This window comes from Streptomyces sp. 378 (genome assembly GCF_030124145.1).
Taxonomy (GTDB): domain Bacteria; phylum Actinomycetota; class Actinomycetes; order Streptomycetales; family Streptomycetaceae; genus Streptomyces.
The window spans coordinates 54,914-79,565 of record NZ_JASKMS010000007.1; the positions used below are offsets into that span (position 1 = coordinate 54,914).

Consider the following 24,652-nt stretch of genomic DNA (forward strand, 5'->3'; position numbering starts at 1 on the left):
TGCCCGAGGAAGCCTTCAGCGGCCTACTGTTGAGATGTGCGCCTGCCGTGCCCAGCTGCGGTCGGGGCAACTTCGTGCTCGCACAGAGCGCGGGGAAGGGTTTTCCAGCGCGGGCCGTTGAGAGTTGTCGGGCACCGGGCCGCGGGGCGTGGGCACCGCCGGCTGTGAGAGGGACGGGAATGGAACCGACCGAGAGCGCCGTGCCGGGCTCACGGCTGCGTCTGCGCCGCATGGCGGTCGCATGGCGTGCAGTCCGTGGGACCGGGCGGCCGGCGGGACGTCCGGGGGCGGAGGTGCGCGCCGTCGGACAGTACACCCCGGACGGGCGTGCCGGCGCGGGGCGGGCCGCCGACGGCCCCGGCGCACGACCGATCACCGACCACACCTCCGGACTGGTCGGCGAGGACGCGGACGGTGAACGGCAGCACTCCTGGCCCGCGCTGCCCGCGGCCGTCGTCGCCGCGGCCGGCTTCGTCCTGGGCGCGGGCTTCTACCGCGCCTTCACCGACGGCCACGCCCTCTTCCCGTCCGGCGCGGCCGGCTGGTCGCTGGCCGTGCTGACCGGCGTCATCGTCGGCCACCTCGTCATGCTGGGCCGCTCCCGCTGGTGGGGCGGCACCGGCTCGGGCGCCGCCCTCACCCTCGCCGTGCTGCTGCTCTACGGCTGGGTTCCGGCCGGCATGGTCAGCCTGACGGTCGTCGTGCTCGTCGGGATAGCCCGCCGCAACCGCTGGCGCCAGGGCGTGCTGCACGGCGCCGTCGACCTCCTCGGCATCGGCGCCGGCGCGCTCGTGCTGGGCGTCTTCGGCAGCGTGCCCTCCGTCGAATCCCCGGCGGAGCCCGCCGCCTGGACAATGGCCACCGGACCCCAGGTGGCCCTGGTCGCCGTCGCCTACCTGACGGTCAGCCGCGTCCTGCTCTGGTACCTGCACGCCCCGCGCCCCGGCCTGCCCACCGTCGCCCGCACCGCCCTGGTCAGACAGGGCCTGGTCGCGGTAGCGCTGCTGGGAATCGCGCCGCTGATCTGCGTGGTCGCCGCGGCCAAGCCGATCCTGCTGCCGCTGTTCGCCATCCCGCTCATCGCCCTGGACTCCACCCTGTGGATAGCCCGGGCCCGCGCGGAGGAGCAACTGCGCGACCCTCTGACCGGGTTGCCCAACCGCCAGTGGCTGCTGGAGCGCATCTGGACCGCACTGGACGACGCGGAGCGGATCGACGCCCGCGCCGCGTTGATGCTGATCGACCTCGACCGGTTCCGGTCGGTCAACGACACGCTCGGTCATCTCGCCGGTGACCGGCTGCTGTTGCAGATCGCCGACCGGCTGCGGGTGGCGCTGCCGCGCGGGGCGGAGGCCGCCCGGCTCGGCGGGGACGAGTTCGCCGTCTTACTGCCCGTCGCCGACTCCACGACCTCCGCGACCCGCGTCGCCCGCAACCTCGTCGCCGCGCTCAGCTCCCCGCTCGACCTCGACGGCCTCACCCTCGTGCTGGAGGCCAGCGCCGGAGTCGCCGTCTTCCCGGACCACGCCCTGGACGCCGAAGGGCTGCTGCGGCGGGCGGACGTGGCGATGTACCAGGCGAAACGGGACCGCACCGGCGTGGAGGTCTACGAGTCCAAGCGCGACTCCAACACCCCCGACCGGCTCGGCCTGCTGGGCGATCTGCGCCGCGCCCTCGACGCCCACGAGGTGCATCTGCACTACCAGCCCAAGGTCCGCTTCGACGGTCAGGTCGCGGGCCTGGAGGCCCTGGTCCGCTGGGTGCACCCCGAGCGGGGCAAGGTGCCGCCGGACGAGTTCATAGCGATCGCCGAGTCCTCGGGCCTGATGCCCCACCTCACCGAGTACGTGCTGGAGACCGCCCTCGGCCAGGTCGCGCACTGGCGGAGCCAGGGCCTGTTCGTCCCGGTCGCGGTGAACGTCTCCCCGCGCGATGTGCACACCCCCGGCTTCGCCGGCTCCGTCGCCGCCCGGCTGGCCCGGCACGGCGTCCCGGCGGGAGCGCTCCAACTGGAGATCACCGAGCACGTCCTCCTGGAGGACCCGCAGCGCGCCGCCGACACCCTCAACCAGCTGACCGCGCACGGCGTGAAGATGTCCCTCGACGACTTCGGCACGGGCTACTCCTCGCTCGTGCACCTGCGCCGCCTGCCGGTCAGCGAGCTGAAGATCGACCGCTCGTTCGTGGCCCGGCTCGCGATCGACACCGAGGACGCGGAGATCGTGCGCTGCACGGTCGACCTCGCCCACTCCCTCGGCCTGCTCGTGGTCGCCGAGGGCGTCGAGGACGACGAGACCTGGGAGCGCCTGCGCGACCTCGGCTGCGACGCCGTCCAGGGCTGGCTGGTCGCCGCGGCGATGCCCCCGGAGGAGACCACGGCGTGGCTGCGGGCGCGGGGGCCCCGGGGGTGGCAGCGGCCGCGTGCCGCGCTGCCCGCCGCGACGGCCGACGAGTAGGCCTGCGCCCCGGCCGTGCCGCCCGCACGGCTCCGTGGTTCGCGCGAGAGGCGCCCCTCCCGGCTGCCGCGGACTGAGGCGGCCCTCCCCGGCACCGGTGGATGGTGCCTCTCCCGCCCGCCGGGGACGGAGGTGGCCCTCCCCGGCACCGGTGGATGGTGCCTCTCCCGCCCGCCGGGGACGGAGGTGGCCCTCCCCGGCACCGGTGGATGGTGCCTCTCCCGCCCGCCGGGGACGGAGGTGGCCCTCCCCGGCACCGGTGGATGGTGCCTCTCCCGCCCGCCGGGGACGGAGGTGGCCCTCCCCGGCACCGGTGGATGGTGCCTCTCCCGCCCGCCGGGGACGGAGGTGGCCCTCCCCGGCACCGGTGGATGGTGCCCCTCCCGCCCGCCGGGGACGGAGGTGGCGGCGGCCCTGCCTCCCGCCGGTGAAGGTACTGCCCCTTCCGCGGGTCGGCGAAGGAGGGCCCGGCCCTCTCACCCGCCGGCGGTCGGCCCTCCAGCCCGGGGCCCCGCCCGGCTTGGCGACTCGGGCGAGGGCGAAGCTCCCTGTCGGGGTTGCCCGGCGGTCGGCCCTCCAGCCCGGGGTCCGCTCGTCCGGCTCGGCGGTTCGGGCGAGGGTGACGCTGTTCCACTGCTCGTCGCCGTCCGAGTGCGTCCGGGCCGTCATCCGGCGGCTCGACGGGCGCCGCACGAGGGCCACATCCCGAGGAGCGGGGCCCGGGAGAACCGCCGTCGCCGACGGCCGGGCCGAACCGTTTCACGGGCACGGCCCCTCGCCCCATAGGATTGGGCCAAATCCATTCACTCACCCCAGAGGATCGCTGCATGCCTGGCATCACGCGCGAGGAGGTCGCCCACCTCGCCCGGCTGGCGCGTCTGGAGCTGAAGCCCGAAGAGCTCGACCACTTCGCGGGACAGCTGGACGACATCATCGGCGCGGTCGCCCGCGTCAGTGAGGTCGCCGACCAAGACGTACCGCCGACCTCGCACCCGCTCCCGCTGACGAACGTCATGCGCGCGGACGAGGTCCGTCCGTCGCTCACCCCCGAGCAGGCGCTCTCCGGCGCCCCGGCCCAGGAGCAGCAGCGTTTCAAGGTGCCGCAGATCCTGGGGGAGGACTAACAGCCATGACGGACATCATCAAGCTCACGGCAGCCGAGACCGCCGCGAAGATCGCCTCCGGCGAGCTCACCGCGGTCCAGGTCACGGAGGCCCACCTGGCCCGCATCGAGGCCGTCGACGAGAAGGTGCACGCCTTCCTGCACGTCGACCGCGAGGGCGCCCTGGCCCAGGCCCGTGCCGTCGACGACAAGCGCGCCAAGGGCGAGAAGCTCGGCCCGCTGGCCGGTGTGCCCCTCGCGCTGAAGGACATCTTCACCACCGAGGGCATCCCGACCACGGTCGGCTCGAAGATCCTCGAGGGCTGGATCCCGCCGTACGACGCGACCGTCACCCAGCGTCTGAAGGCCGCCGACGTGGTCATCCTCGGCAAGACCAACATGGACGAGTTCGCCATGGGGTCCTCCACCGAGAACAGCGCCTACGGTCCGACCGGCAACCCCTGGGACCTGACCAAGATCCCCGGCGGCTCCGGGGGCGGTTCCTCCGCCGCGCTGGCCGCGCACATGGCCCCCCTCGCCATCGGCACCGACACGGGCGGCTCCATCCGCCAGCCCGCCGCCGTCACCGGCACGGTCGGTGTGAAGCCGACGTACGGCGGGGTGTCCCGCTACGGCATGGTGGCCTTCTCCTCCTCCCTCGACCAGGGCGGCCCCTGCGCCCGCACGGTCCTGGACGCGGCCCTGCTGCACGAGGTGATCGCGGGGCACGACCCGCTCGACTCCACGTCCATCGACGCCCCGGTCCCGCCGGTCGTCGAGGCCGCCCGCAACGGCTCGGTCGAGGGCATGCGCGTCGGCGTCGTCAAGCAGTTCCGCGGCGAGGGCTACCAGGCCGGTGTCATCCAGCGGTTCGACGAGTCCGTCGCGCTGCTCAAGGAGCTGGGCGCCGAGATCGTCGAGCTGGACTGCCCGTCCTTCGACCTGGCGCTGTCGGCGTACTACCTGATCGCGCCCTCCGAGTGCTCCTCCAACCTCGCCCGCTTCGACGGTCTGCGCTACGGCGCGCGGACCGGCGACGACGGCACGCGCTCCGCCGAGGAAGTCACCTCCCTCACCCGCGAGGCCGGCTTCGGCCCCGAGGTCAAGCGCCGCATCATGCTCGGCACCTACGCCCTGTCGAGCGGCTACTACGACGCCTACTACGGCAGCGCCCAGAAGGTCCGCACACTCATCAAGCAGGACTTCGACAAGGCGTTCGACCAGGTCGACGTGATCGTCTCCCCGACGACCCCGACCACCGCCTTCGCGATCGGCGAGCGCGCCGACGACCCGATGGCGATGTACCTCGCCGACCTGTGCACCATCCCGACCAACCTGGCGGGCAACGCGGCCATGTCGCTGCCGTGCGGTCTCGCCCCGGAGGACAACCTCCCGGTCGGTCTGCAGATCATCGCCCCCGTCATGAAGGACGACCGCCTGTACAAGGTGGGTGCGGCCGTCGAGGCCGCCTTCGTGGAAAAGTGGGGCCACCCGCTGATCGAGGAGGCTCCGTCACTGTGAGCGCACTGTCCAAGGCCAAGGGCTTCAAGAAGTCCAAGTCCGGTCTGTACATCTCGATGGCCACGTCGGCGTTCGGCGTCCTCGGGGTCTACAAGCAGATCAAGAAGGCCCGCGGAGACAACGACACGCTGCGGCTGCTCGACGCCGTCGTGACCGGAGCGGCGGTCGTCACCAACCTGGCCATTCTCTACCGCGAGCTGAAGCAGCTGGGCGACGAAGACGTCCTGTTGGGCTGAGAGGGAAGTTCACCGTGACCACCACGACCGACCTGGTGTCGTACGAGGACGCACTCGCGTCGTACGACCCCGTCATGGGCCTTGAGGTCCATGTCGAACTCGGCACCAAGACCAAGATGTTCTGCGGCTGCTCGACCGCCCTCGGCCAGGACGCCAACACGCAGACCTGCCCGGTCTGCCTCGGCCTGCCCGGCGCGCTCCCGGTCGTCAACGCGACCGGCGTCGAGTCCGCGATCAGGATCGGCCTCGCGCTGAACTGCGAGATCGCCGAGTGGTGCCGCTTCGCCCGGAAGAACTACTTCTATCCGGACATGCCGAAGAACTTCCAGACCTCCCAGTACGACGAGCCGATCGCCTTCAACGGCTACCTCGACGTCCAGCTGGAGGACGGCGAGACCTTCCGCGTGGAGATCGAACGCGCCCACATGGAGGAGGACACCGGCAAGTCGACCCACGTCGGCGGCGCCACCGGCCGCATCCACGGCGCGTCCCACTCCCTGCTGGACTACAACCGCGCCGGTATCCCGCTCATCGAGATCGTCACCAAGCCGATCGAGGGCGCGGGCGAGCGTGCCCCCGAGGTCGCGCGGGCCTACGTCCGTGAGCTGCGCGAGCTCATCAAGGCGCTCGGCGTCTCCGAGGCCCGGATGGAGATGGGCCAGATGCGCTGCGACGTGAACCTGTCGCTGCGCCCGCACGGCACCGAGAAGTTCGGCACGCGTTCGGAGACGAAGAACGTCAACTCGCTGCGGTCCGTGGAGCGCGCGGCCCGCTTCGAGATCCAGCGGCACGCGGCCGTGCTGTCGTCCGGCGGCACGATCATCCAGGAGACCCGCCACTTCCACGAGGACACGGGGTCGACGACCTCGGGCCGGGTGAAGGAGGAGGCCGAGGACTACCGGTACTTCCCGGAGCCCGACCTCGTCCCGGTGGCCCCGTCCCGCGAGTGGGTCGAGGAGATCCGCGCCGGGCTGCCCGAGCTGCCGCTGGTCCGCCGCAACCGGCTCCGTGAGGAGTGGGGTGTCTCGGCCACCGACATGCAGGCGATCCTCAACGCCGGTGCGCTGGAGCCGATCGTCGCCACCATCGAGGCCGGGGCCGACGCGGCGTCCGCCCGCAAGTGGTGGATGGGCGAGCTGGCCCGCAGTGCCAACGAGTCGGGCAAGGCGCTCGACGAGCTGGCGATCACGCCGGTCCAGGTCGCCCGGGTCACCGAGCTCGTCGCGAAGGGCGACCTGAACGACAAGCTGGCCCGGCAGGTCATCGAGGGCGTCCTCGCGGGCGAGGGCACCCCGGACGAGGTCGTCGACAAGCGGGGCCTGAAGGTCGTCTCCGACGAGGGCGCCCTCACCACCGCCGTCGAGGAGGCCATCGCCGGCAACCCGGCCATCGCGGACAAGATCCGCGGCGGCAAGGTGGCCGCGGCCGGCGCCCTGGTCGGCGCGGTCATGAAGGCGACCCGGGGGCAGGCCGACGCGGCCCGCGTCAAGGAGCTGATCCTGCAGAAGCTGGGCGTCAGCGAGGGCTGAGCCCCGCCGACGCGACCGAGGGGGATGCGCCGAACCCGGCGCGTCCCCCTTTGTCACGCGCTCAGCGGCGACGCCCCACGACCCGGACGAAGCCCAGCGTCTCGCCCCGGTCGAGGCGCAGCATCTCGGCGCACTGCCGGGCCATCCGGATGTGCCAGTCGTCCGTGTGCTCCTCGGCCACGACCTCGCACCAGCGCAGCCAGTCGCGCCAGCCGTCCTCCAGCCAGTCCGCGGTCTCGACCTCCACGGCCCCGCTGCGGGTCCAGTGGCGTCGCCACCACGCCGCGGTGTGGAAGCACCAGAAGTCGGGCTGCCAGTACGGCTTGAGGTGCTCCGGCGGCTCGACGCCGTCGATCTCCTCGCGCAGCGCCGGTACGACGACGCCGATCCGCCCGCCGGGCTTCAGCAGCCGCGTCAGGTGGGGCAGGTAGAGGTCGTCGGTGCCGAAGTACTGGTAGGCGTCGATCGAGACGATCGTGTCGAAGCTGCTCTCGCCGAACGGCAGGTCGTGCGCCTCGGCGAACACGGGCAGGACGCGGTCGGCGACGCCCGCCTCGGCGATGCGCCCGGCGTTCTCGCCGGGCTTGACCCACAGGTCGGCGGCGGTGACCTGAACGTCGTACTCCCGGGCGAGGAAGACCGACGTCATGGCGCGGCCGCAGCCCAGGTCGAGCACGCGGGATCCGGGGCTCAGGGTGTCGAGCCCCAGGGCGGGGGCCAGCCACTCCAGCAGCCACAGCGCGTGCGGGCCCATCTGGTGGTCGATGGTCCAGCGGGCGTCGTAGCCGTTGCTGCGCGGATAGCCGGGGTGACGCACACGGTCAGTGAGGGGGTCGTTCGAGGTCCGGGAAGTGATGTCCGACATCGGTGGACGGGCTCCTTGAGTCCTTGAGGAAGAAAGGGGATGGGGAGGAGCTCGGTCGGACCGTCAAACAACGCACCTGCTTCGGCCGGGCGGCGGGATGCCGCGGGCATTCCTCGGACGAGCGGACGCTAACAGCCCGCTGACCGGCCCCGCACCCGGTTTTCCCCGCCCGGCGCGCTACCGTCTCGGCCATGAGTGGACGTGCTGATTCCGACATCGATCCCGCGATAGCGGACTCGGAGACGGCCGCCGGGCAGGACGAGGCCGCCGACGACCTCATGGAAGACGCGCGCCGGGCCCGCTGGACGGCGGCGGCCACCGGCGCCGCACTGACCCTGGCGGGGTTCGCCGCGGCGCTGCTCCGCCTCACCGGCTCCGCACCGGCGCTCGTCCCGGCCGCGTACGCCGGCGGGGCCGCCGTCTGCGCTGCCGCCGCCGTGCTGGGCTCCCGTGGCCGCACCCGGCGCGCGCTGTGGCTGCTGGTCGCGGGCGTGATGGTGATGGCGCTGGGGGACCAGTTCGACTGAGGCCGGACGCTGTGAATAAGCCCACGAAGCCGACAAATGATCTCACGCGTTTGTAAGAGTGGCAGCGCATTGCTCATGCGTTCTTTGCTGGCCGTTCAGTTCATGCACGACTGTTCCCGGTCAAAGATCCACCCAAGGCAACTCCGGGAGCACGTTTCGTGGCAGCCCTCGCACGCTGGTGTGTCCAGCGCCGTCTGCTCAGCGTCCTGCTGTGGCTCCTCGCGTTCTCGGGGATCGCCGCCGGTGCCGCCGTCGCCGGTACCGCGTACTCGAACGACTACCAGGTCCCCGGCACCGAGTCGGGCCGTGCCACCGAACTGCTGCACGAAGGGTTCCCGCAGCTCGGCGGGGACAGCGACACCGTCGTCTGGCACACCTCCGGCAGCGTCCGCGCCGCCGACGTCGAGCAGACGATGACCCGCACCCTGGACCGGATCGAGAACCTCCCCGGCGTGGCCTCGGTCACCAGCCCCTACGACGGGCCGGGCGAGGGCCGCATCAGCGCGGACGGCCGCACCGCGTACGCCTCGGTCACCTTCGACGACCGGGCCGAGGACATCGGCGAGGGCCAGGCACAGGCCGTCGTCGACACGGCGAAGAGCGCCGAGACCGACGGGCTCCAGGTGGAGCTGGGCGGCAGCGCCGTCGCGCTCACCGAGTCCTCCGGCGGGCACCTCGCCGAGATCGTCGGCGTGATCGTCGCCGCGGTGGTGCTGTTCCTCGCCTTCGGCTCGCTCGCCGCGTCCCTGCTGCCCATCGCCACCGCCCTGGTCGGCGTCGGCACCGCCTACGCCGGGATCGTGCTGCTCGGACACGCCATGACCGTCGCCGACTTCGCGCCCATGCTGGGCATGCTGATCGGGCTCGGCGTCGGCATCGACTACGCGCTGTTCATCGTCACCAGACACCGGCGCGGGCTGAAACGCGGGCTGTCCGTCACCGAGGCGGCCACGAGCGCCGTCGCGACCACGGGACGGGCGGTCGTGTTCGCGGGTGCCACCGTTTGCATCGCCCTGCTGGGCATGCTGATCCTGCGGCTGAGCTTCCTCAACGGCGTCGCCGTCGCGGCCAGCCTCACCGTGGTCCTCACCGTCGCCGCCTCCGTGACCCTGCTGCCCGCCCTGCTGTCCTTCATCGGCATGCGCGCCCTCAGCCGCCGCGAGCGCCGCCGTCTCGCGGAGCACGGACCGGAACCCGAGGTGCCCACCGGCTTCGCGGCCCGCTGGTCGGCCTTCGTGGAGCGCCACCCCAAGGTGCTCGGCGCGGTCGCCCTGGTCGTCATGGCCGTCCTCGCGCTGCCCACCTTCTCCCTGCACCTGGGCACCTCCGACCAGGGCAACGGCCCGAAGACGGCCACCACCCGGCAGGCCTACGACCTCCTGGCCGACGGTTTCGGCCCCGGCGTGAACGGCCCGCTCACCCTCGTCACGAAGGTCGACGGAGCCGGCGACAAGCTCGCCCTGGACAACCTCGACGGCACCCTCCGCACCACCGACGGCGTCGCCGCGGTCACCCCGGTCACCTTCGACTCCGGCGGCCACACCGCGTACCTCACCGTCGTCCCGGAGTCCTCCCCGCAGTCGCAAGCGACCAGCGACCTCGTCGACCGGCTGCGCGGCGAGGTGCTGCCGCGTGCCGAGGCGGGCACCTCCCTGGACGTGCAGGTGGGCGGCATGACGGCCGGCTACGACGACTTCGCCGACGTCATCGTCTCCAAGCTGCCCGCGTTCGTCGGGGTCGTCATCGGCCTGGGCTGTCTGCTGCTCCTGCTGGCCTTCCGGTCCGTCGGCATACCGCTGAAGGCCGCCGTGATGAACGTCGCCGCCGTGGCCTCCGCCTTCGGCGTGGTGGTCGCGATCTTCCAATGGGGCTGGGGCAGCGAACTGCTCGGCCTCGGCAGCGCGGGGCCCATCGAGCCCTTCCTGCCCGTGATCATGGTGTCGGTGCTGTTCGGCCTCTCCATGGACTACCAGGTCTTCCTGGTCAGCCGGATGTACGAGGAGTGGCTGGAGACCGGGGACAACCGGCGGGCCGTGCGCGTCGGCCTCGCCGAGACCAGCCGGGTGATCAACTCGGCGGCGGTCATCATGATCTCCGTCTTCCTCGCCTTCGTCCTCAGCGGCGACCGGGTCATCGCCATGTTCGGCATCGCCCTCGCGGCCGCCGTCGCCCTGGACGCCTTCGTCCTGCGCACCCTCCTGGTGCCCGCCCTGATGCACCTGCTCGGCGGGGCCAACTGGTGGCTGCCCCGCTGGCTCGACAAGCGCATGCCGCGCATCAGCATCGAGCCGCCCGAGAGCCGTGCCGCCCATGAGAGGCTGGCAGCCGCGACGGACGCCGAGGTGGCGGACGTCCTGGCCGAGGAGGAGCGGCAGCGGGATGTACGCGATATCCCTGGGTGACGACGCCGAGCTGAGGCCCCTGGAGCCCTGGCACGCCGGAGAGTTCCTGGCGCACCTGGAGCGGGGCCGGGAGTTCATCGGGCAGTACATCCCGTTCGGGACCACCGAGACGGACCCGGCCTCGGCGCGGGCCAAGCTCCAGCGGTACGCCGACCTGCGCGCCGCCGACACGGGCTCCCTGCACGGCCTGTGGCTGGACGGGACGCTGGTGGGCGGGGTGCTGTTCCTGAACTTCGACGCGGCGGCCGGGAACTGTGAGGTCGGCTGCTGGCTGGAGCCGGCCGGAACGGGCCGGGGACTGGTCACGCGCGCGATGCGGGTCCTCATCGACTGGGCCGTCGAGGAGCGTGGCATCCACCGCGTCGAGTGGGTCGCCGCCTCCGGCAACCAGCCGAGCCTGAACGTGGCGCGGCGACTCGGAATGACCCGTGACGGTGTGCGGCGCGAGGCACACCCCTATGGTGGCGTACGGCACGATCTCGAAGTCTGGTCGGTGCTGGCGCCAGAGTGGCGCGCCGCACGCGCGCGTGCCGCTCAGGACGATCATTAAGAGACTTCTCAGACAGCGACCCTACGGTGCGAGACATGCCAACGAACGCAGTGGACGAGACCGAGGCCACCAAGGCCACGACCGACGAGGGGGCGGTGGACACCACGGAGTCCGACCAGGTGCCCCAGAGCGAGGTCCCGGCCACGGCCGAGGACGCGCAGACCAAGAACGAGAGCCCCTCCGGCGTCGGCCAGGGCGCCGCCGCCGTGGTCTCCGCCGCGCTGGGCGTCGTCTCGCTCACCGGCAGCTGGATCGGCACCGTGGCCTCCGCGCGCCAGAACCTCATCGGTCAGCTGGAGACCGCGCAGAACGCGGGCGTGGCCCAGCAGATCCAGGCGGTCTACGGCGACGCCTGGCAGACCACCGCCCTGTGGGGTGGCCTGTTCGCGCTGATCGCGCTGGTCGTCGGCGTCGTGACGCTCGCCCGCCCCGCGTTCGGCCCGCCCGGCAGGATCCAGGCCCCCTGGATCAAATCCGTCGCCTGGGCCGGAGTCGCGCTCGGCGTCATCGGCCTGTTCCTGGCCGTGCTCAAGTACACCGGCATCCTGCTCGGACTGCCGTCCGCGAGCTGAGCCGCCGCACGTCCCGAGGGGTCTCAGGGCTTCCGTAAGCACCTTACGGAAGCCCCTGAGGCCCCTCGGCCGTGTCTAAGGCCCCTCGTGGCGCCGAAGATGCGGAACTCTCCCGATGTGGCCGCCCCACCTGGGAGACGAGAGTGAGGTCGGCGCGGAGAAACCCTCCGCGACCGGCCCTCTCACCAAGGACACACCATGTACGAGTACGAGCTCCAGCAGCTGCGCACCGCCGACCTCATCCGCCGCGCCGACCACGAGCGCCTGGTCCGCGAGGCCGCCCGGGCCCGCCGCGCGGCCCGGCACCCGGCGGATGAACACTCCGCCGAGCACGAGAGCCATAGCAGCCGTTTCCGCCGGCTCCGGTCCGCCCGGACGGCGTGAACACCGGGGCGGGACCGGCCACCGTCATGGCCGCCCGCGGGGCAGCGGCCGTCGTTCGCACCGCAACGGCGGCCGCTGCCCCGGCCGTTCACCGGAAAACCGGTGCCGCGCCGTCCGGCCCGCATGCGATGCTCGGGGCCGTGGAGACCAGGTCCGTCAGCCCCGTGTTCGTCGGCCGAGCCGAGGAGCTGGGCACGCTGCACGACGCGCTCGTCCGCGCCGGCGAGGGCGAGCCCCAGGCGCTGCTCATCGGCGGGGAGGCCGGAGTCGGCAAGACCCGCCTGGTCGAGGAGTTCGCCGCCGCCGCCCGCCGCCGCGGGGCGGTGATCGCGCTCGGCGGCTGCGTGGAGATCGGCGCCGACGGGCTGCCCTTCGCCCCCTTCTCCACCGCGCTGCGCGCACTGCGCCGCGAACTCCCCGGCGAGCTGGCCGCCGCGGCCGCCGGCCAGGAGGAGGAACTGGCCCGCCTGCTGCCCGAACTGGGCGAGTCGAGGGCCGGACGGCACGACGAGGACGGCATGGCCCGCCTCTTCGAGCTCACCGCACGCCTGCTGGAACGCGTCTCCGCCGAGCACACCGTCGTCCTCGTCCTGGAGGACCTGCACTGGGCCGACGCCTCCACCCGGCATCTGCTCTCCTACCTCCTGCGCACCGTGCGCACCGGCCGGCTCGTCGTCCTCGCCACCTATCGTTCCGACGACATCCACCGTCGCCATCCGCTGCGGCCCCTGCTCGCCGAACTCGACCGGCTCCGCACGATCCGCCGCCTCGAACTCGCCCGCTTCAACCGCGACGAGGTGTGCCACCAGATCGCCGGGATCCTCGCCCACGATCCCGAACCGGACCAGGTCGACGCGATCTTCGAACGCTCCGACGGCAACGCCTTCTTCGTCGAGGAACTCGCCGTCGCCGCGCACGAGGGCTGCCGGACCGGTCTGACCGACTCGCTGCGCGATCTGCTGCTCGTCCGCGTCGAAAGGATGCCGGAACCCGCCCAGCAGGTCGCCCGGATCGTCGCCGAAGGCGGCTCCACCGTCGAGTACCGGCTGCTGGCCGCCGTCGCCCGGCTCACCGAGGACGACCTCATCGAGGCGCTGCGGGCCGCCGTGAACGCCGGCATCCTCGCCCCCGCGCCCGGCGACGACGGCTACCGCTTCCGGCACTCCCTGGTCCGCGAGGCCGTCAGCGACGACCTGCTGCCCGGCGAGCGCTCCCGCCTCAACCGCCGCTACGCCGAAGCCCTGGAGAGCGACCCGGCCCTCGTCCCCGCCGACCAGCGGACCACACGCCTGGCCAGCTACTGGTACCACGCCCACGACGCCGCCAAGGCCCTGCCCGCCGTCCTCGAAGCCTCCGTCTCCGCCCGCCGCCGGCACGCCTACGCCGAGCAACTCCGGCTGCTGGAACGGGCGATGGAACTGTGGGACAGCGCCCCCGACGCCGTACGCCGCACCCTGCGCCCGGTCGACTACGCCGAGGTCTACCCTCCCTGCGGATGTGATCCGGCCACCACCGCCCTGCGCTACCTGGACCTGCTGGCCGAGGCGGCCGTCGCCGGACGGCTCTGTGGGGAACGCGAACGCGCCCTGAAGATCACCAAGCGGGCGCTGCGCCTGCTGGACGAGGAGGGCAGGGGGGACCCCCAGCGTGCCGCCTGGTTCTGGATCCAGCGCTCCCGGCTGGTGCAGGGGCTGGCCCGGGGCGACGGCTGGAAGGAGATCGCCACCGCGCAGGAACTGGTCCGCGGCCTGCCGCCGTCCGAGGTGCACGCCGAGGTGCTGGCCACGGCCGCCCACTGGTCGATGCTCCGCGAACCGGGCCCGGACGCCCTGACGGCCGCCGAGCGGGCCGTCGAGTACGCGCGCATGGTCGGCGCCGACGACATCGAGTCCAACGCCCGGCTCACCCTCGGCGGACTGATGGTCGACGCCGGGCAGATCGACACCGGTCTCGGCCACATGTACGACGTCAGGGACGAGGTGGTCGCCCGGGGCCTCGCGGCGATCGCGGGGCGCAGCCATGTGAACCTGCCCTCCGTCCTCGAAGGCGTCGGCCGCTCCGAGGAGGCCGTCGGCATCCTGCGCGAAGGCCTGCGGCTCACGGGGACGATGGGCCTGCGGGACGCCGAGGCCTGGATCTGGAGCAACCTCGCCGAATCGCTCCTCTCCCTCGGCCGCTGGGACGAGGCCGCCGAGGCCGCCGGCAATGCCCAGCGACGCGGACAGACGGCCGGTCCGCACGGGTCCGGCGCCAACTGCCTGGCCTTCCTGGCGCTGGCGCGCGGGCAGGTGCCCGAGGCGGCCCGCCACCTCGCCCAGGGCCGCGCCGCCTACGGCCCGCACGACCCCATGCCGCAGCACGACCTGCCGATCTCCTGGCTCACCATCGCGCTCGCCGCCGCCGAGGGGCGCCTGGCCGACGCCCGCGCCGAACTGGCCCGCACCCTCGAATCGGGCTTCCCGCTCGGCACCCAGCGCTACGCCTGGCCCCTGCTGCTCGCAGCGGCCACCGCCGAGGCCGACTCCCGGGCGCTGCCGGCCGCCCGCGAGGGCCGCGAGGGCGTTCTGGACGGCATCTTCGGGGTCGTCAAGCGCCTCACCACCCACGCCCCCGTCTGGCTGGCCCACGAGCAGTGGGTCCGGGCCGAACTCCACCGCGCCGAGGGCCGGAGCACCCCGGACGCCTGGTCCGAGGTGGTCACCGCCTTCGAACCCCTGGACCGGCCCTACGACCTCGCCCGCGTCCGGTACCGCCTGGCCGAGTCCCTGCTGGCGGTCGGCGGCGAGGACGAGCGTGACCGTGCCACGGAACTGCTCCGCCTCACCCACACCGTCGCCGGCCACCTCGGTGCCCGGCCGCTCGCCGACGCCGCCCGTGCGCTCGGCCGGCGCGCCCGCCTCCCGCTCACGCGTGCCGGGGAACCGGGCCCCGATGCGGCCGACCCCGTGGAGGCCCTGGGCCTCACCAGCCGGGAACGGGACGTGCTGCGCCTGGTCGCCGCCGGCCACACCAACCGCCGGATAGCGAAGGAGCTGTTCATCTCGCCGAAGACCGCGAGCGTGCACGTCTCCAACATCCTCGGCAAGCTCGGCGTCTCCGGGCGGGGCGAGGCCGCGGCGGTGGCCCACCGGCTGGGGCTGTTCCCGGCCGACATGCTCTTGCCCGGTACGGCGGGCTGAGGCATACGCTGTCAGGGGCGTCGCGGATGCCGCGGGCCCCGCGGCCCTGGGAGGCTGAGTTGTTCAACGTGTTCGAGGAACTGTTCTCACCCGGGCGCAAGCACACCCGCGACGAGCAGAACCGCCTGGAACTGACCCGTGAGGACGTCGGGGACGGCGATCCCGGACGCGGGCCGATAGATCTCGCGTCCGGGAAGGTCGTCGTGCGCCCGCCCGAGGAGGAGCCGGAGCACCCGGAGCACCCGGTGGATCCGGGCCGCTAGGCCCCTTCCGATGGATCTCCGCGGCGTCGCGACGCCCGGCACGCTCCCCCGTCCTCGACCACGCAGCGGGCCAGACGCAGGCGGCCGGTCTCGGTCAGCGGTGCATTACGGTGGGGCACGAGGGCCTTTCTGTTGCTGGTGCAGATGTCGCAATCCACACCAGGCCAGAAGGCCCTCACCCATTTCAAGATCGATCAGCCGTGAGCCCTGTCACCGTCCACAACCTCCCGGGACAGAACACCTAGTCCACCTTCAGTTCGAGGATCCGGTCGTCCCTGTCCTTCGGGTCGCCCCGGCCGTCCGTGTTGCTGGTCACCAGCCACAGCCGGTCGCCGCCCGCCGGCACCACCGTGCGCAGCCGGCCGTACTCGCCCTCCAGGAAGGCCTGCGGCTCGGCCGAGGTCTCGGTGCCGTTCAGCGGGATGCGCCACAGCCGCTTGCCGCGCAGCCCCGCCATCCAGATCGACCCCTCGGCGAAGGCGATGCCGCTGGGGGAGGCCTCGGCCGTGCTCCACTGGTCGACCGGGTTGTGGAACCGCTTGTCGTCGGACCGGCCCTCGGCCTCCGGCCAGCCGTAGTTGTCGCCCGGCTTGATCGCGTTGAGCTCGTCCCATGTGTCCTGGCCGAACTCCGAGGCGAACAGCCGCTGCTCGCCGTCCCAGGCGAGGCCCTGCACATTGCGGTGGCCGTAGGAGTACACCGGCGAGTCCGGGAACGGGTTGCCCGGCGCCGGCTCGCCCTCCGGGGTCAGGCGCAGGATCTTGCCGCCCACGGAGTCCTTGTCCTGGGACAGACCGGTGTCACCGCTCTCGCCGGTGCCCACGTACAGCATCTTGTCCGGGCCGAACGCGATGCGCCCGCCGTTGTGGACGAAGCCCTTGGGGATGCCCCGGAAGACCGTGTCGGGCGCGCCGAGCTGCTCGCCGGGGGGCTTCTCCTCGTCGTAGCTCATGCGGACGATGCGGTTGTCGGAGGCCGAGGTGAAGTACGCGTAGACCATGTGGTCCGAGGCGTATTGGGGGGACAGGGCGAGCCCCAGGAGACCGCCCTCGCCGGCCGCCGAGACCCCCGGCACCTCACCCAGTTCGGTCTTCTCGCCGGTCTTCTCGTCGACCCGGACGATCGTCCCCTCGTCCCGGGAGGACACGAGCAGGTCGCCGTCCGGCAGCGGAGCGAGCCCCCAGGGGGACTCCAGGTCCTCGGCGACGGTGCGCACCACCTTCACCGAGCCCTTCGCGGGGGGTGTCTCCTCGGCGGCCTGCCGCGGTGGCGCGGACGACCCCGGCGCCGTACGGCCGGGGGAGGAGCTGTCGTCGGCACCGGACGGCCCTTCGTCGTTGGAGCAACCTGCCGTCAGCAGGAGCGCGGCGGCGGCCAGCACGGCCGGGACGGCTCGACGATGCACGATCATGGTCCCTTCGACGGGGCAGGTCCTCTCCCTGTCATACACCGCTCACGGCTCCGAAGTTCCCGATCACGCAAGGCCGAAACGAGAACACGGGGTTTGCCCGATACGCGCCCGGCGGGGACCGGCTCAGTCCCACGACCCCTGGGCCGGGGGCAGCCGGGCCATCTCCCGGAGATCGTCGGGGGTCAGGCGCAGTGCCGTCGCGGCCGCGTTCTCCGTGACCCAGCGCTCCTGCTTGGTGCCCGGGACGGGGACCACGTGCGGTCCCTGGGCCAGCACCCACGCGAGGGCGACCTGGGCGGGCGTGACGTCCGCGCCGTGCCGGCGGGCCACACGGCGCAGGCCCGCGACGAACGGCTGGTTCGCGGCCATCATCTCGGCCGTGAAGCGGGGGTGGCGGGCGCGCAGGTCGTCCGCCTCGAAGCCCGCGCCGGGCCGCAGTCTGCCGGTCAGGAAGCCGTTGCCCAGCGGCATCGCGGCGAGGAAACCGACACCCCGCGTCCGGCACCACGGCAGCAGGGCCTCCAGCGCCTCCGGCGACCACACCGACAGCTCCGCCTCCACCGCGCTCACCGGAAAGACCTGCTGCACCCGCTCCAGCTGCCGGATCGTCCCGTCGTGCAACCGGGTCCCGGCGCGGCGGCCGGCCCGCGCGCCCACCGCGCACAGGCCCAGCGCCCGTACCTTCCCGGCCCGGACGAGTTCCGCCATCGCGCCCCAGGTCTCCTCGACCGGCACCTCGGGGTCGGCCCGGTGCAACTGGTAGAGGTCTATGACGTCCGTCTGGAGCCTCCGCAACGACGCGTCACAGGCCCGCTTCACATACCCGGGGCGGCCGTTGGCGACGATGTGCTGGTCGCCCACGAGCAGCCCGACCTTCGTCGACACGAACGCGTCGGACCGCCGCTCCTTCAACGCCCGCCCCACCAGCAGCTCGTTGGTGAAGGGGCCGTACATGTCGGCCGTGTCCAGCAGGGACGCGCCCAGGTCGAGCGCCCGGTGCACCGCCCTGAGCGACTCGTCGCCGCGCCGCCGCGACGCGCTGTAGGCCCAGCTCATCGGCATGCATCCGAGTCCGACGGCCCCCACCGCGAGCGCCGCCGCGCCGATCGTCCTGCGCTCCACCTGGTCGTGACCCTCCCTGTTCCGGCCACCCAACCTAACCTCTGCCGTCGCACGCTCCTGACATAGCCTCCAGAGCATGACTGCTGACGTGTGGCTGCCCATCCCGCCGGACGAGATCGAGGGACTCCCCGAGGGTCCGGACTACCGGTTCTGGAACGGCGCCGAGGACTTCCCCGCGGATCCGGCCGACTGCGCCTTCTACGTCGTCCCCTACATGAAGCCCAGTCCGCTCTGCGTGCGTCCCCTGGGGCGGATGAGCAACGTGCGGGTCGTGCAGACCCTCTCCGCCGGCATCGACCACGTGGAGCCGGGGCTCGGGCACCTGCCCGCGGGCGTGCGGCTGTGCAACGCGCGTGGGGTGCACGAGGCCAGCACCGGCGAGCTCACCCTCGCGCTGATCCTCGCCTCACTGCGCGGGATCCCCGATTTCGTCCGCGCGCAGGACCGGGGGGAGTGGCTCGGCGGCTTCCGGCCCGCGCTCGCCGACAAGAACGTCCTCATCGTGGGATACGGCTCGATCGGCGAGGCCATCGAGGACCGGCTCGTTCCGTTCGAGGTGGCGCGGGTGGCGCGCGTCGCGCGCTCCGAGCGCACCACGGCGCGCGGTCCTGTGCATCCGCTCACCGAACTGCCCGCCCTGCTGCCGGAGGCGGACGTCGTCATCCTGTCCACCCCGCTCACGGAAACCACCCGTGGCCTGGCCGGAGCCGACTTCCTGTCCCGGATGAAGGACGGCGCGCTCCTCGTCAACGTCGCCCGCGGTCCCGTCGTCGACACCAAGGCCCTGCTCGCCGAGCTGGAGAGCGGCCGCATCACCGCCGCCCTCGACGTCACCGATCCGGAGCCGCTGGCGCGCGAACACCCCTTGTGGCGTGCGCCGGGGGTACTCATCAGCCCCCATGTCGGCGGTCCCACCTCCGCGTTCCTCCCGCGCGCCAAGCGGCTCCTGGTGGACCAGGTGCGCCGATATGTGAACCGGGAGCCGCTCCGCAACGTGATTCTCACGACGGGTGCATCAACCGACTGAGAGACCTTCGAGTACCGTCCGCAATCCTTCGGGCGCGGTGGGTACTCATCTATCTGTTGATCGTCACGGAGCGTAGAGAACCTATGTCCCTGAGTGACGAGACTGGTGTATCGTCCCGACAGGGGCAGCGCCGGGGACCGTTCGGCGCCGGGGACGGACACTTCAGACTGTGAGGGGGGCGACAGGCGATGCACGGCCTTTGGACGAGCGATCCGACGGGGCGGGGCGGCCGGCGGCGACCCTGGCGGACGACCGCCGGCGGACGCGGTCACCACGCCGGTCACGGCGGCCACCACACCCACCACAGCGAACGCCGCAGCGGACACCACACCGAACAGAGCCACAGCCCCCGCAGGCCCGGCAGCCGCAGAAGGCACCACCAGCCGGACCACCGGGACCCGGGAGCGGTGCGGACCGGGAGCACCCGGTGAGCGCGCCCCCCACCCCCACGCTGGACGGAGCGCTGCGAGCACAGCCTTCGTCACCGAGCGCGCTGCTGCCTCGCACGCCGGTCTCCGGCCGCCGGCCGGGCCTGGCCCTCCAACTCGTCCTCGCCCTGGTCTGCGCGGTATACGCCATCGGTGCCGCGCTCGGCTGGGGTTCGAACGAAGTGGCCCTGTTCATGGGCGACTTCGGGCTGAGCGCAGCGGCCGGCACCGCCGCCGTCTCGTGTTTCCTCTACGCCCGCAGCCGCCGCACCCGCTTTCGATCCGCCTGGCTGCTGTTCGGCCTGTCCTCGACCATGGCCGCCCTGGGCAACCTGGTCTGGGGGTGGTACGAGGTGGTCCTGGGACTGCCCGTGCCCAGTCCCAGCTACGCCGACCTGTTCTTCCTCTGCTTCGCGCCGCCCGCCATCGTCGGGCTGCTCGTGCTCGCCAAGCGGCCGGTGACCAAGGCCGGCTGGGTCTGCCTCGGGCTGGACGCCTGGCTGATCGGCGGCTCGCTGCTCACGCTGGCGTGGAGCCTCGCCCTCGCCCAGGCCGCGAGGTCGGAAGGCCCCGGGGTGACGCACATCGCGCTGTCACTGGCCTATCCGCTGCTCGACATCGCGCTGGTCAGCATGGTGCTCGCCCTGCACTTCAGGCGGTCCGCGGTGAACCGCTCCGCGGTCAACACCGCCATCGGCGCCCTCGCGCTGACCGTGATGTGCGACGCCCTGTTCACCTCGCCGCTCATGCGCTACGACTACCGCTCCGGCCAGCTGCTCGACGCGGGCTGGTTCGCGGGCTCGCTGCTCCTGGCGTACGCCCCGTGGGCCGGGACCCGGGACGCCGACCGGCACGGCACGGGGCACACCCGCGTGGTGCACGAGCACGTGCCCGGGCAGCGCGGCGGATCCCACCAGGTGCCGCTGCCGGGCACCGAGCACAGCCGGTACCCGGCCTCCCGGCCCATCGCCGGCTCCCTCGCCGCCCTCACGCCGTACCTCGCGGCCGCCGTGTGCACCCTGGGCATCCTCTACAACGTCCTCAACGGCCGCAGCGTCGACCGCGTGGTCCTGCTGACCGGGGGCACCGTGGTCCTCGCGCTCGTCGTGCGCCAGGGCATCATGCTGCTCGACAACATCACCCTCACCCAGGAACTGGCGCAGAAGGAGAACCACTTCCGCTCCCTGGTGCAGGGCTCCAGCGACGTCATCATGATCGCCGCCCCCAGCGGCGTCCTCAGGTACGTCTCCCCGGCCGCCGCCGGAGTGTACGGCCGCTCGGCGGAGGAGCTGGTGGGTACGGAACTGGCCGGCCTGATCCACCCCGAGGATCTGGGGTGCCTCGTGCACGAGGTGCGCAGATTCCTCGCGGCCCACCCCGTCGAGGAACCCACCACCCGCATCGAGTGCCGCTTCCGCTCGGGCGACGGAGGCTGGCTGAACGTCGAGTCGACCGTCAACCGCCATCACGGCGGCCTCATCTTCAACAGCCGGGACGTGACCGAGAGGGTGCGGCTTCAGGCCCAGTTGCAGCACAACGCCGAACACGACCCGCTCACCGACCTGCCCAACCGGGCCCTGTTCACCAAGCGCGTCCAGCACGCCCTCTCGGGCCGCCGCGCCTCCGACCGGGGCGTGGCCCTGCGGAACACGGCCGTGCTCTTCATCGACCTCGACGGTTTCAAGGCCGTCAACGACACGATCGGGCACCAGGCCGGGGACGAGCTGCTCGTCCAGGCAGCCCGCAGACTCCAGGAATCCGTCCGGCACGGCGACACCGCCTCCCGGCTCGGCGGAGACGAGTTCGCGGCCCTGATCGCCGGGGACAACACCCGCGACCGGGACGCCCGGGAGCGGCACATCCTGGAGCTCGCCGACCGCCTCAGGGCGACGCTGTCCCAGCCCTACCTCATCGACGGCAACGATGTCCGGGTCAACGCCTCCATCGGCGTGGCCTTCGCGGACGCCGGCCTCGGCGCGGGCGAACTGCTGCGCAACGCCGACCTGGCGATGTACCGCGCCAAGGCCGGCGGCAAGGGCCGCGTCGAGCTGTACAAGCCGCAGATGCAGCAGGACGTCGTCCGCAAGGCCGAGCTGGCCACCCGCCTGCGGGCCGCGCTGCACGACGGGGAGTTCGCCCTGCTGCACCAGCCGGTGGTGTCCCTGGAGGACGGCCGGATCACGTCGGTGTCCGCGCAGGCGCGCTGGCGTTCCTCGCAGGGGGTGCTCTTCACCCCCGCGGAGTTCCTGCGGGTTGCCGAGGACAGCGACAAGACCGCCGAGCTGGGCCGCTGGATGATCGAGGAGGCCGTCCAGCAGGCCGCCGAGCGGCACGCGGCCGGGCTGTCCGTGCCGGTCGTCGTCCGGATGAGTGCCCGCCGGCTGCTGGACCGGTCGATGCCTGCCGGCTCGATCGAGGCGCTGCTCACGCGGCACGGGCTGCCGCCCGGCGCGCTGATCATCGAGCTGTCGGACGCCGACCCCAGGGTCTCGCTGGACGAGCTGGAGCGGCGCCTGAGCGCCCTGCGGCGGGTCGGTGTACGGATCGCGCTCGACGGGTTCGGCAGCGGCTACGCGGCGATCACGGCCCTCAGGCGGCTCCCCGTCGACGTCCTGAAGCTCGACCGCGGCCTGGTCGACGGCGTCGTCGAGTCCGCACGGCTGTACAAGATCACCAGCGGGCTGCTGCGCATCGCCGGCGATCTCGGGCTGAAGTCCGTGGCCGAGGGGGTGGATCTGCCCGAGCAGGTCATCGCCCTGCGCGCGATGGGCTGCACCCACGGGCAGGGTATGGCGTTCTCCGGGCCGCTCGACGAGTACCGGCTGCGCCGGGCGCTCGCTTCCGGCCGCTGTCCGGTGCCCAACGGACCGGTCGAACCGGCGTTCGCGGGGGGCACCCCGCGGGTGTACAGCTCGGGTGTGTCCGCCGTCATCGGAGGCGGCACGGCCCTCCGTTCACATAATGAGACTCCCGTCCCACCCACTTGACAGTGAGTGCGTGCCGGGGGGAGGGTCAGTGCCATGCGCACCCGAATTCTCGTACTTGGAAAGCGCGTCGGCTGACGCTGAGCCTCGACCGCTCAGCGACCCCACCCGGCGCGCTCCCCTCGCTTGCCTCATGGCACGAGGGGTTTTTTGTTGCACAGGCGCCTTTCGTGCAGCAGCCGAAGACCGTCCAAACCTCGCAAAAACCCTCAGCATCTGAGAAGAGAATGCCGATGACCGAGCAGGCCACCGGGGCCCACCACCCGCAGCCCCGGCCCCGATCCGGAGGACACTCCGCCCCCGAGCAGGTGACGGGCGCGCAGTCCCTCATCCGCTCTCTCGAGGAGGTCGGCGCCGACACGGTATTCGGCATTCCCGGTGGTTGCATCCTCCCGGCGTACGACCCGCTGATGGACTCCACCCGCGTCCGCCACGTCCTGGTGCGCCACGAGCAGGGCGCCGGTCACGCGGCCGAGGGGTACGCGCTGGCCACCGGCAAGGTCGGCGTCTGCATGGCGACCTCGGGCCCCGGCGCGACCAACCTGGTCACGCCGATCGCCGACGCGCACATGGACTCGGTGCCGATGGTCGCGATCACCGGACAGGTGGCCTCCAAGGCGATCGGCACGGACGCCTTCCAGGAGGCGGACATCGTCGGCATCACCATGCCGATCACCAAGCACAACTTCCTCGTCACCAAGGCCGATGACATCCCGCGGGTCATCGCCCAGGCCTTCCACATCGCCTCCACCGGCCGTCCCGGCCCGGTCCTGGTCGACATCGCCAAGGACGCCCTCCAGGCGAAGACCACCTTCTCCTGGCCGCCGGCCATGGACCTGCCCGGCTACCGCCCGGTGACCAAGCCGCACGCCAAGCAGATCCGCGAGGCCGCCAAGCTGATCACCCAGGCCCGCCGGCCCGTGCTGTACGTCGGCGGCGGCGTGCTCAAGGCCCAGGCCACCGCCGAGCTGAAGGTCCTCGCCGAGCTCACCGGCGCGCCCGTCACCACGACCCTGATGGCGCTCGGCGCGTTCCCCGACACTCACCCGCAGCACCTGGGCATGCCCGGCATGCACGGCTCGGTGGCCGCCGTCACCGCCCTGCAGAAGGCCGACCTGATCGTCGCCCTCGGCGCCCGCTTCGACGACCGCGTCACCGGCAAGCTGGACAGCTTCGCCCCGCACGCCAAGATCGTCCACGCCGACATCGACCCGGCCGAGATCGGTAAGAACCGGGCTGCCGACGTGCCGATCGTCGGTGACGCCCGCGAGGTCATCGCCGACCTGGTCCAGGCCGTGCAGAAGGAGCACAGCGAGGGCCACCGGGGCGACTACGGCATGTGGTGGAAGGACCTGAACCGCTGGCGCGAGACCTACCCGCTCGGGTACGACCAGCCCGATGACGGCTCGCTCTCCCCGCAGCAGGTCATCGAGCGCATCGGACAGCTCGCTCCCGAGGGCACGATCTTCACGGCGGGCGTCGGCCAGCACCAGATGTGGGCCGCGCACTACATCGAGTACGACAAGCCGGGCACCTGGCTGAACTCCGGCGGCGCCGGAACCATGGGCTACGCCGTCCCGGCCGCCATGGGCGCCAAGGCCGGCGCTCCGGACAGGGCGGTCTGGGCGATCGACGGCGACGGCTGCTTCCAGATGACCAATCAGGAGCTCGCCACCTGCGCCCTGAACAACATCCCGATCAAGGTCGCCGTCATCAACAACGGCGCGCTCGGGATGGTCCGCCAGTGGCAGACCCTCTTCTACAACCAGCGGTACTCCAACACCGTGCTGCACTCCGGCCCGGACGACGTCAACCCCGGGGCCCGCGGCACCCGCGTCCCCGACTTCGTGAAGCTGTCGGAGGCCATGGGCTGCTACGCGATCCGCTGCGAGTCCCCGGACGACCTCGACAAGGTCATCGAAGAGGCGAACTCGATCAACGACCGCCCGGTCGTCGTCGACTTCATCGTCCACGAGGACGCGATGGTGTGGCCGATGGTCGCCGCCGGCACCTCCAACGACGAGATCATGGCCGCCCGGGACGTCCGCCCCGACTTCGGCGACAACGAAGACGACTGAGAGCCGTAAAGGAAGC

The 24,652-nt window shown here is 72.2% G+C and carries 18 protein-coding genes and 1 pseudogene; 15 read left to right on the forward strand and 4 right to left on the reverse strand.

The genetic code is table 11. The features are described from left to right. Positions 1-179: 179 nt before the first annotated feature. The 5 genes from QNO09_RS12195 (at position 180) to gatB (ending at position 6,844) form a co-directional block, all read left to right on the forward strand. Positions 180-2,456 (forward strand): putative bifunctional diguanylate cyclase/phosphodiesterase, encoded by a 2,277-nt coding sequence (locus QNO09_RS12195; RefSeq protein ID WP_283970156.1) that lies wholly within the window; start codon positions 180-182, stop codon positions 2,454-2,456. Positions 2,457-3,283: 827 nt separating this feature from the next. Next, the gene (gene gatC / locus QNO09_RS12200; protein WP_018531282.1) at positions 3,284-3,580 is read left to right on the forward strand and encodes an Asp-tRNA(Asn)/Glu-tRNA(Gln) amidotransferase subunit GatC; all 297 of its coding nucleotides are present in this window, start codon (positions 3,284-3,286) and stop codon (positions 3,578-3,580) included. A 5-nt stretch (positions 3,581-3,585) separates the two neighbouring features. After that, entirely contained in the window at positions 3,586-5,079 is a 1,494-nt protein-coding gene (gene gatA, locus QNO09_RS12205) for an Asp-tRNA(Asn)/Glu-tRNA(Gln) amidotransferase subunit GatA (protein WP_283970157.1), read from the forward strand. Beyond that, on the forward strand, positions 5,076-5,315 hold the full coding sequence (locus QNO09_RS12210) for a hypothetical protein (RefSeq protein ID WP_283970158.1): 240 nt from the start codon (positions 5,076-5,078) through the stop codon (positions 5,313-5,315). The genes gatA and QNO09_RS12210 overlap by 4 nt, the downstream gene beginning before the upstream one ends. 14 nt (positions 5,316-5,329) lie before the next feature. After that, the gene (gene gatB / locus QNO09_RS12215; protein ID WP_283970159.1) at positions 5,330-6,844 is read left to right on the forward strand and encodes an Asp-tRNA(Asn)/Glu-tRNA(Gln) amidotransferase subunit GatB; all 1,515 of its coding nucleotides are present in this window, start codon (positions 5,330-5,332) and stop codon (positions 6,842-6,844) included. A 61-nt stretch (positions 6,845-6,905) separates the two neighbouring features. Here gatB and QNO09_RS12220 read toward each other — a convergent pair whose 3' ends face one another. Then, positions 6,906-7,709 carry an SAM-dependent methyltransferase gene (locus QNO09_RS12220; protein WP_283970160.1) on the reverse strand — a complete coding sequence of 268 codons (804 nt, stop codon included), beginning with the start codon at positions 7,707-7,709 and terminating at the stop codon, positions 6,906-6,908. A gap of 191 nt (positions 7,710-7,900) precedes the next feature. Between QNO09_RS12220 and QNO09_RS12225 the strand changes: the two genes are divergently transcribed. The 7 genes from QNO09_RS12225 to QNO09_RS12255 all read left to right on the forward strand — a co-directional run bounded on the left by QNO09_RS12225 (position 7,901) and on the right by QNO09_RS12255 (position 15,586). Continuing rightward, positions 7,901-8,236 carry a hypothetical protein gene (locus tag QNO09_RS12225; protein ID WP_283970161.1) on the forward strand — a complete coding sequence of 112 codons (336 nt, stop codon included), beginning with the start codon at positions 7,901-7,903 and terminating at the stop codon, positions 8,234-8,236. Between the two features lie 158 nt (positions 8,237-8,394). Continuing rightward, positions 8,395-10,638 carry an MMPL family transporter gene (locus QNO09_RS12230; protein ID WP_283970162.1) on the forward strand — a complete coding sequence of 748 codons (2,244 nt, stop codon included), beginning with the start codon at positions 8,395-8,397 and terminating at the stop codon, positions 10,636-10,638. Continuing rightward, positions 10,616-11,188 carry a GNAT family N-acetyltransferase gene (locus QNO09_RS12235; RefSeq protein WP_283970163.1) on the forward strand — a complete coding sequence of 191 codons (573 nt, stop codon included), beginning with the start codon at positions 10,616-10,618 and terminating at the stop codon, positions 11,186-11,188. The genes QNO09_RS12230 and QNO09_RS12235 overlap by 23 nt, the downstream gene beginning before the upstream one ends. 35 nt (positions 11,189-11,223) lie before the next feature. Continuing rightward, entirely contained in the window at positions 11,224-11,760 is a 537-nt protein-coding gene (locus QNO09_RS12240; protein WP_283970164.1) for a hypothetical protein, read from the forward strand. A gap of 198 nt (positions 11,761-11,958) precedes the next feature. Continuing rightward, the gene (locus QNO09_RS12245; protein WP_283970165.1) at positions 11,959-12,144 is read left to right on the forward strand and encodes a hypothetical protein; all 186 of its coding nucleotides are present in this window, start codon (positions 11,959-11,961) and stop codon (positions 12,142-12,144) included. Between the two features lie 26 nt (positions 12,145-12,170). After that, positions 12,171-15,323 carry a helix-turn-helix transcriptional regulator gene (locus QNO09_RS12250; protein WP_502962289.1) on the forward strand — a complete coding sequence of 1,051 codons (3,153 nt, stop codon included), beginning with the start codon at positions 12,171-12,173 and terminating at the stop codon, positions 15,321-15,323. Between the two features lie 68 nt (positions 15,324-15,391). After that, positions 15,392-15,586, forward strand: coding sequence for a DUF6191 domain-containing protein (locus tag QNO09_RS12255; RefSeq protein WP_283970358.1), 195 nt, complete (start codon positions 15,392-15,394; stop codon positions 15,584-15,586). 20 nt (positions 15,587-15,606) lie between these two features. Here the strand turns inward: QNO09_RS12255 and QNO09_RS39920 are convergent. From QNO09_RS39920 to QNO09_RS12265, 3 genes and pseudogenes are all read right to left on the reverse strand, one after another. After that, positions 15,607-15,705, reverse strand: a pseudogene (locus tag QNO09_RS39920) (IS481 family transposase); the annotation flags it as partial. A 122-nt stretch (positions 15,706-15,827) separates the two neighbouring features. Further along, positions 15,828-16,997: a PQQ-dependent sugar dehydrogenase gene (locus tag QNO09_RS12260; RefSeq protein WP_283970167.1), complete on the reverse strand. Its 1,170-nt coding sequence runs from the start codon at positions 16,995-16,997 to the stop codon at positions 15,828-15,830. Between the two features lie 123 nt (positions 16,998-17,120). After that, a complete protein-coding gene (locus tag QNO09_RS12265; RefSeq protein WP_283970168.1) occupies positions 17,121-18,119 on the reverse strand; it encodes an aldo/keto reductase in 999 nt (332 codons plus the stop codon). 76 nt (positions 18,120-18,195) lie between these two features. On the opposite strand from QNO09_RS12265, the gene QNO09_RS12270 reads away from it, so the two are divergent. The 3 genes from QNO09_RS12270 to QNO09_RS12280 all read left to right on the forward strand — a co-directional run bounded on the left by QNO09_RS12270 (position 18,196) and on the right by QNO09_RS12280 (position 24,636). Beyond that, positions 18,196-19,146 carry a 2-hydroxyacid dehydrogenase gene (locus QNO09_RS12270; RefSeq protein WP_283970169.1) on the forward strand — a complete coding sequence of 317 codons (951 nt, stop codon included), beginning with the start codon at positions 18,196-18,198 and terminating at the stop codon, positions 19,144-19,146. A gap of 427 nt (positions 19,147-19,573) precedes the next feature. Beyond that, positions 19,574-22,561: a putative bifunctional diguanylate cyclase/phosphodiesterase gene (locus tag QNO09_RS12275; protein WP_283970170.1), complete on the forward strand. Its 2,988-nt coding sequence runs from the start codon at positions 19,574-19,576 to the stop codon at positions 22,559-22,561. Positions 22,562-22,791: 230 nt separating this feature from the next. Beyond that, entirely contained in the window at positions 22,792-24,636 is a 1,845-nt protein-coding gene (locus QNO09_RS12280; RefSeq protein ID WP_283970171.1) for an acetolactate synthase large subunit, read from the forward strand. Positions 24,637-24,652 lie beyond the last annotated feature (16 nt).